Source organism: bacterium (genome assembly GCA_030654305.1).
In the GTDB taxonomy this organism is placed as follows: domain Bacteria; phylum Krumholzibacteriota; class Krumholzibacteriia; order LZORAL124-64-63; family LZORAL124-64-63; genus PNOJ01.
The window spans coordinates 1-1435 of record JAURXS010000507.1; the positions used below are offsets into that span (position 1 = coordinate 1).

Annotated in this window: 2 protein-coding genes; both read left to right on the forward strand. The window is 71.5% G+C overall.

Annotated features, from left to right (window positions below; all coding sequences use genetic code 11):
- On the forward strand, nucleotides 1-895 hold an 895-nt coding region (locus tag Q7W29_14415), incomplete at its 5' end, for a hypothetical protein (GenBank protein ID MDO9173015.1).
- Between the two features lie 25 nt (nucleotides 896-920).
- Nucleotides 921-1435 (forward strand): hypothetical protein (locus tag Q7W29_14420; GenBank protein MDO9173016.1); only part of this gene is annotated, 515 nt, incomplete at its 3' end.

The window sequence follows — 1435 nt, forward strand, 5'->3', positions numbered from 1 at the left end:
GGCCGCGGCGGCGAGCCTGGCCACCGCCGGCGGCATGACGATCGCAGCGACGACGGAATCCGTCGCCGTTCCCGCTGTCGAGGGAGGACCCGTGCGCGTGCTGGTCATCCACCATTCGTGCGGTGGTCAGCTTCTGGCCGAACCGGGCGCACAGGACGGCGGCGGCAAGGACTCCGCCGCCCGCTGCATCTACCGGAGCCACCCCAACGGGGGCGGCCTGCGGGCGCTGCTGCAGGCCGCCGGCTACGAGGTCCACGAGGCGACGTACGGCTCGCTGGTGGGCGAGGACACCGACATCGGCCACTGGCGCCGGAAGTTCGCCGAGCAGATGGACCGCATCCTGACCTGCGACGAGCAGGACCGCTCCTACGCGGACGGCCGTACCAACGAGATCGTGGTCTTCAAGTCCTGCTACTCGAGCACCGATTTCACAGGTCCCGGCGTGGAACCCGGCGACCCGGACGCCACGGAGCAGACCCTGGCCAACGCCAAGGCCGCCTACCGCGCCCTGCTGCCGCTGTTCCGCTCCCGGCCCGACGTGCTGTTCGTCGCCGTCACGGCGCCGCCGCGCGCCGAGCCCCGCCCGCAGGGGCTGAAGGACCGCCTGGGCGCCGCCTTCCGCCGGGGACCCGTCTCCGCCGACCACGCGCACGCGTTGCACGCCTGGATGGCGGACCGCGAGGGCGGCTGGCTGCGTGACTACGACCTCCCCAACGTGGCCGTGTTCGACTACCATGCCATCCTGACCGACGGCCGGAGCGCCAAGTGGTCGGCGTACGCCAGCGGCGGCGGCCAGGACAGCCATCCCAACCGCGAGGGCAACGCCCGCGCGGCGGCGGCCTTCGTCCCCTTCCTGGACGCGGCCGCGGCCGCCCAGCGCGCCGGCGGGCGCTGAACCGTTCCGAGGAGCGCAGACGAGCATGACCCAGGGCGCCGCCAGCGAGATCCCGCGCCTCCCGCGCCCCTGGGAGGCGCCGCCGTTCGTGACCGCGACGTTCCTGCTGTTCATCACCGCCCGCTACATGCAGTGGGGCGCGCGCCGCGACTTCCTGGCCGCGATGCGCGTGGAGTTCCTGCTGGGGCTCGTGCTGACGGTTATGTGCATCGGGGTGATGAGTTCCCGGCCCGTCCAGCTGGCTGGCCTGCGCCCGGCCCGCAACGTGCTGATCGGGATCGGCCTGCTGTTCTTCGTCATGCTGACCCAGATCCCCTTCGCCGCGGCCAAGGACCTGGCCTGGACGATCTTCTTCGACCGCGTCATCAAGTTCGCGATGATGACCTTCTTCATGGTCGCGCTCATCCGCTCGCCGCGGGCGATGCGCTGGTTCATGGCGGCCTTCCTGGTCTCGTGCTTCTACATCACGCAGGAGTCGACGCGGGGGCAGATCTCCGGCGGGCTGGTCTGGGAGAACCAGGGCATCATGCGCCTGCACGG